Annotated in this window: 1 protein-coding gene and 1 tRNA gene; both read right to left on the reverse strand. The window is 46.7% G+C overall.

Annotated elements, in window-relative coordinates:
• Nucleotides 1-175: 175 nt before the first annotated feature.
• Nucleotides 176-249, reverse strand: a tRNA-Met gene (locus tag WKK33_RS03540).
• Between the two features lie 163 nt (nt 250-412).
• On the reverse strand, nt 413-1,243 hold an 831-nt coding region (locus tag WKK33_RS03545), incomplete at its 5' end, for a CotH kinase family protein (RefSeq protein ID WP_337932508.1).

Here is a 1,243-nt window from a genome sequence, read left to right on the forward strand (position 1 = left end):
AAATATCAAATATATAACTATAGTTAAGCGATTAATATCGCATCACTAGTAATTCTACATGAATAATCGTGTTTCGCCTAACAACAAAAGGAATGATCAACGGCATCTATCAAGAGCATAGATGCCTAAAAAGAAAAAGAGTTCTGCAAGCACACGACTCACAGAACTCTAAATGTAGCGGGACCGGGCTACGATCCCGGGACCTCCGGATTATGAATCCGACGCTCTAACCAACTGAGCTATCCCGCCATCATTTTCAGCTCCTCTATCCGAAAAGCGAGTGCAAAGGTAGGGATTATTTTCCTTATCTCCAAACTTTTGGACAAATATTTTTCGAATATATGCAAAATTCTTGGTTTTAAGCCCATCTTAGCCATTTAAGGATAAGAGAAAAGGCGAAACGGCTCTTCCCTTATCGCCTCACCATTTTGTGCCCATCAACAATAACGAGGCCTTTGTAATGCGACGAAACGCGCTGTCCAGAGAGATTGTAAACCGCCGAATGAGATGGGCGTAAGGGTGTGCTAACCTTCATCTCCTTCACGCCCGATTCCACGCCAAGGAAAATATGATTGGCCAACTCCTCAGCGTTTCGATGATACCAGTCCTTGACATAATCGAGCTCTTCGCTGATATTGCGCTTCAAAGGCACTGGATTGCCATTCCACTTTGCATACTCGCGTTCCCATGCTCCCGACTCCTCAAACATGCGGGCGTAGGCATCGAGCCGTCCGCAGAACGCCTCCTCCGACAGCACCGTTTGGCGAAGCGCTTGCCAACGGTCGTATACAAGGCCTTTGAAACCCGCCACATTACCCTCCCATAAGCGTCGGGGCAACTCTGCAGAGAGGATAAATCCTTCCCAAATTGGATTGGTATAATAACTACCATTCCAACTGCCACCAAGCGAGCAGTCGAGATCCCAAGGGGTAATGAGCATGCGGTTGCCTTTGCTCTTGTCCACCACACTAAGGTAAGCGTTCTTAAAGAGATTGTCGAGTATGCCCTGCGAAAGCAGGAAAACCATGTAATCGCGAAGGTTATCCATATAAAACCACTTGGGGATGTCCGTCTGCAATTGCTCATTCGACGATTTTGCGCAATAGTCGATGAACCGCACCAAGGGCAAATAAGCCTCTTCGCAAGGATAATCCTCAGGATATGCGAGTTCCCATCCGTTCCACTTTTTTTGTAACCATCCGAAATATGCCGACTTGTGCCTTCCGTTTAAGTTGTCGACCTT

The organism is Hallella sp. (assembly GCF_037460745.1).
Taxonomy (GTDB): Bacteria; Bacteroidota; Bacteroidia; order Bacteroidales; family Bacteroidaceae; genus Prevotella; species Prevotella faecis.